Here is a 5,150-nt window from a genome sequence, read left to right as displayed (position 1 = left end):
CAGATTCTCATCAAACCTCCATCTTAAAACAAATTTCCAAACTTTTACGGCCCTTTGTCCTATACCTCAACTTTTCTATTATTCCGCTTCTAGAGGTACAACTTCAATTTGTTTGATTTGCAGTATTCCTCGTCCTTCAGTCATGATGCCCACAAAGCCTTTTTCCATTTCTTTATCATGGCCATGTACTACCATTTTATTGCCAATACTTCCTTTATAATGACTACCAGCTGCAGATACACTAAAGGAAAACCAATCAGAAGACTGCTCAAAGTCACTTTCTTCCATGATCTTTTCTTTTCCATTAATCATTCTACCCATTACCATTTTGCTGCCATTGATAGCAACAAATTCATAGGTATTGGCATCCTTCATGTGATGCACAATTTTTAGGGTTCCTTCATAATTTTCCCTGTTCAGCACAGTACGAACCCCTACATTGCTAAAAGACTTATGAAAAACAAGGGCTGCCGGATTATTGGAAACATTCAGCTTTAAAACCTTTTCTCCATCAGTGTCGGTAGTAATGGCTGGTGAAATATCCTCCATACCACCAACAGTGAAATGAAAATCGGCGGTAAGGGCAGTTTTTGCGTCTCCCTTAGGTTTCCAGCTGATGTCCTCACTTTCATGCATACCAGTGTCATGCATATTTTCATGATTCATTTCACTTTTGTTTCCATGTGCTTCAGCATGGGAATGCACCTCATCATGTTTTTTTTCTGATTTTTCTTTTTGCTGACTGCAGGCACCAAAAAATAAAGTTATGCCAGTTCCCAGAGCTAAAGCCGTTAATAAGTTTCTTCTTTTCATTGTTTGAAATGGATTAGTTAAAAATAATTAAGTTAATTTAGGGTTCCTACACCGTATTTATACACCAGTTTTCCTCCTAAATCTCCGGTGCGTATCAGAAAATACATGCCTATGACGGCAAGGAGAAAGAAAATCAAACTGATGATTTTTTGATTAAATTTTCCATAGATAAAGGCCAAAATTTTTCCAGATGTAAAAACTGAAAAGAAAATTAGGGTGTATAAAGCCATATCCGAATGCGTGCTTAAAGTCATTTCTGCCTTAAAAGGGACATTTAGTTGACCTACCGCAGACCTTCCACTCAAATAAGTGATCAAAGTAAAAAGGGTTCCAGCCCCATAAAGAAGGTTACTGCTTTTTATGACTAATTTTTCCTTTGTAAAAAGCTCCGCCAAATGAACAAAAAAAGCCATTGTAAGCAAGACAATAGGAAAATGGATCAGCAGCACATGAATATTGGGTAACCAATCAGGTAATATTTCCATTTTGATGATTTTTTACGGTTAAAAAAATAGCATACAAGCGCTTTTAGCACTAAAATGAATAAGCTTTTAGCTATCTAAAATTTCTGTAGAACGGAGGGCAATACCATTAAAGGAATCCCCAAAGAATTGGAAAATATCGCCTTGACAAACCGTGTTTTAAACCAATTTTGCCAGAAAAGGACAGTCTTCTTCCCTCATAAAATTCATCAGCTCAGACAAATCAAAAAGAGAAGTTGTTTCCCTAAATTTTTTGCTCTAAACAATCTATTCGATACAATAAGGAAAATAAAGGCAAAGCTTTTCTTTATTGGTTTTCGGAAAAAAACCATCCGAAGGCCCAAAAGAATTAAGGTTTGTTTATTTCAGTTTTACCGAAAAAACACGATTTGGCATACAGAAATTTAGGCACAGCGAAAAGAATGCTGTATTGATGAGAAAAGGTCTAATTTCTAAAGACCTGAAGGTAAGAAAGTAATTGCATTAAACGCTTCCGATAAAGCAAAGGTGGCCTTATCAAAAGCCCAATATGTTTTTGAATAAGGGGTAAGGCTTGAAGAAAAAACAGGCCAATAACAAGTAACAGAGCTGGAAAAAGATCAAAAGAAGCTTTTTCAGTCAGCGTCCCATCACTTAAAGAATAAAAAGTATGAATATCCTGAAAATTATTATCCTCTGCCTGCATAGCATAGGAATGAAGTGGTGCCGGGTTTAATTTTTTAACAGTATTCTCGAAATGCCCATCATGAACATGGCTCTCAAAATCTTCCTGATGATCTGTGGAATCAGTGGCTAAAAAGATAATTGAATGATTCACCCCCTCATCACCCATAAAATGATGGGAAACAGTAAAGCCTACACTTTGTAGTAGGATAATCCCAGCTATTAAAAAAGTAAAAAGAGATTTCAAGTGCTTCTTTATAAAAAGGAGTTGTTTTAGTGTAAAGGTAACGACATTTCTAATTTTTTTGTTTCATTAAATAAGAAAAAAATCTATTTGAAATAGAAAACCTTGATTACCAATCAGATTGATATCCAGAAACACTTTAAAAAATACCTTCATCCTTTTGTTACCGTAAAAGAATTCTGTCAATTCACCTGCCCAAAGGAAGAAGAAATCTCACTTTATCTTTCGAACTAGAAAAAAAATATTCAAAAACTCCCAATTTAGATGATTACCTATTCGCTAACCTCTTTTTCAGAATCAGTACTTACTCTACCCTATTCCCATTCTTGATTTCCCTTTTCATTACTTCCGGGCGTACTTATATTTAAAGGGGCCTTTTATAGTATTAAAAGGAACGACAAAATTATTAATTTTTATTCAATTACTTTAACGGTCCTCTCCTATCCCACTACCATGGGCTATATGTAACCTTAGCTTTCCATTGGAATAATTATGAATTCTTTTCCAAATTGATTTTAGCTAGGGCTAAGAAATACCTCTGCCATCTCTCTATTTTTGGGAAAGTAGGATTCTTATTCAAAACAGGTTCTTACATTTTCCCTCCTTCAGCAATAGGGATATCTTTCCAAATTCTCTATTTCCTACCTGCAGTCTGAACAGCAAAAATTCCAAATGAATAAAGAGTAAACAGTATTGAAGGCTATTACAAAAACCTTAGGTCGTAAACAAGAGAAATGGATCATCTATCATCACCAACCTATCATTAGCTATCAAGAGTTGATCAGTATAGTTCCCCATCTATTTAATATCACTTCCTCACTAGATGAGAGCTCTGGGCATGGGTCAGATATACGACATTTTTTGTATATTCATCCTGAAGGATAATTCATATTTGGTCTATACGATTGTAATTTCAAATTTCATCCAATCAAATTGAGAAACTTTTACACCATATCGTTAATAATCTCAACTTACATTCAAGTCTGTGCCCAGTCTACAGTCAAGCTAACAAAGGAACAGGCTCAGGAGGACCTAAACTTGCTAAGGTTTTCACTAGAATATGTCCATCCCAGACTTTACAAGTACGATGATAAAAAGACTGTAGATAATAGGTTTAAAAAAACATATAATTCCATCCATGGAGAAATTTCAGGGCTTGATTTTCTGAGTCTTGTGAGCAAACTCAACGCAAGCATTAAATGTGGGCATCTTTACACCATTCCTCAATATGAACTTAAAAAAGAAGTATTGGAGAAAAAAGTAATGCCATTCTATATTAAAATAATTAACAATGAATTTTATCTATTCAACGATTGTAGCGAGGAGAATCCCATCCCCAATGGTTCAAAAATCATTTCAATAAATGGAAAATCATCGGACGAAATTTACAAAGTGATGTTGAAAGGCATTGCCACAGATGGTAACATTGAAACGCGTAAAAAACGATTAATTGAACGATATTTCTTCTATAGCTTTCATGGATTTGACCTTTACTACCATCTCCATATCGACAGAAGCACTACCTTTAATATTGAATATCAGGAATATCAAAGCCGCATTCTTAAAAAAAAGAAACTAAAGGGGATTTCAATTGATGAAAGAAAAGAGAAATTACTTGAAAGTTATAATATTGATGAAGGAGCTTGGTTCAAAATCCCATCTCCTCAATTTGATTTGATGGAAGAGGATAATTATGGGGTACTAACTATTTCTCGCTCATTTTATGATGAAGAGATAGACCCGAATTATGATTCACGCCTAGGTAGAGCATTCAAGGAATTAAAGGAAAAGAATATCTCAAACCTAATTATTGACTTAAGGAACAACGAAGGAGGAAGTGAACATCAGCAGATTGAGTTAATTTCTTATTTGTATGACCAACCCTTTAAACTTTATCAGAACATTTTCCTAAGCCACCTAGATTTTCGGCCTCTCAAACACCTCATAATAGAGAGAGATACTTCTGAGCTTCTCTTTAATAATGACGATGAATATATGAGAAAATTAACTGAAAATTTATGGGTCAATAATTACGAATACAGCAGGAACCTTAAGTTACAAACTCCTAAGGAGAATGTTTTCAACGGACAATTGTATGTATTGATGAACGGGGCTAGTTTTTCAAGTGCCGCTGACCTAATAGCAGGCATTAAAAAAACCACCAATGCAATTTTTATTGGTGAAGAAAGTGGAGGAACATTTGAAGGCCCTACAGGTGGGAATAGCATTGTAATTCAACTCCCTAACAGCAAAATAATGGTCCGTATTTCACCTAATATTCAGATTGGATACATGTACCAAAAACATCCAATTGGAAGAGGTGTACTACCTAATCACAAAATAAATTATAAAGTGGAAGATCTGCTAGGTGATAGAGATTTGGAGATGGAAAAAGCGATTCAATTGATCCTAAATGAAAAGCAAAATGAATATAGCAAACAATAACCTAAATGAGCTGGATTAGTTTTGCCAATTTTCATCTTCAAATTAACTATAGAGCTTTTGGAACAGTAATACTCATTGAACTCATCTAAGGTGTTTTTATCCAATTAAAATTTAATTTATAAAATTATGGGAATAAAAGGAGATAAAGGTTCAAACGATTCCACTTTAACCGCGGAGTTGCTAGTTGAAAAATTGATTTCAATAGCAAAAATAAGTCACAAAAAGATGTTTGGTGGATACGGAATATTTTGTGAAGGTAAAATGTTTGGAATGGTTGACTCTAAAGGTCAGGCATATCTGAAAGTTAATGAATCTAACAAACAACAATTTGAAAATAATGGAGCCCATCAACATAGCAAAATGCCCTATTATTCTATCCCAAAAGAAATAATGAATAATCAAGATGACCTAATTGAATGGGCGAAAACATCAATTGCCATTAATAAGCATGTAAATTCAAAAACAAAATAGTTCCATAACTCAAATTAGCCTCATCTAATTTT

Annotated in this window: 6 protein-coding genes; 3 read left to right on the top strand and 3 right to left on the bottom strand. The window is 34.3% G+C overall.

From position 1 onward, the window contains the following. Positions 1 to 78: 78 nt before the first annotated feature. The 3 genes from E1171_RS07550 to E1171_RS07540 all read right to left on the bottom strand — a co-directional run bounded on the left by E1171_RS07550 (position 79) and on the right by E1171_RS07540 (position 2,205). A complete protein-coding gene (locus tag E1171_RS07550; protein WP_155205403.1) occupies positions 79 to 813 on the bottom strand; it encodes a hypothetical protein in 735 nt (244 codons plus the stop codon). A 32-nt stretch (positions 814 to 845) separates the two neighbouring features. Next, positions 846 to 1,298, bottom strand: a complete 453-nt coding sequence (locus tag E1171_RS07545) for a DUF2231 domain-containing protein (RefSeq protein WP_155205402.1) — start codon at positions 1,296 to 1,298, stop codon at positions 846 to 848. 442 nt (positions 1,299 to 1,740) lie between these two features. Continuing rightward, positions 1,741 to 2,205, bottom strand: coding sequence for a hypothetical protein (locus E1171_RS07540; RefSeq protein ID WP_155205401.1), 465 nt, complete (start codon positions 2,203 to 2,205; stop codon positions 1,741 to 1,743). 690 nt (positions 2,206 to 2,895) lie between these two features. Here E1171_RS07540 and E1171_RS07535 point away from each other — a divergent pair. The 3 genes from E1171_RS07535 (at position 2,896) to E1171_RS07525 (ending at position 5,118) form a co-directional block, all read left to right on the top strand. Next, positions 2,896 to 3,087: a hypothetical protein gene (locus E1171_RS07535; RefSeq protein WP_155205400.1), complete on the top strand. Its 192-nt coding sequence runs from the start codon at positions 2,896 to 2,898 to the stop codon at positions 3,085 to 3,087. A 48-nt stretch (positions 3,088 to 3,135) separates the two neighbouring features. Further along, complete coding sequence (locus E1171_RS07530; RefSeq protein WP_155205399.1) at positions 3,136 to 4,647, top strand: S41 family peptidase; 1,512 nt, start codon at positions 3,136 to 3,138, stop codon at positions 4,645 to 4,647. A gap of 126 nt (positions 4,648 to 4,773) precedes the next feature. Continuing rightward, a complete protein-coding gene (locus E1171_RS07525) occupies positions 4,774 to 5,118 on the top strand; it encodes a TfoX/Sxy family protein (protein ID WP_155205398.1) in 345 nt (114 codons plus the stop codon). Positions 5,119 to 5,150 lie beyond the last annotated feature (32 nt).

The sequence above is a fragment of the Xanthovirga aplysinae genome, from assembly GCF_009711365.1.
In the GTDB taxonomy this organism is placed as follows: Bacteria; Bacteroidota; Bacteroidia; order Cytophagales; family Cyclobacteriaceae; genus Xanthovirga; species Xanthovirga aplysinae.
This window is presented reverse-complemented; position numbering and strand designations above follow the sequence as displayed.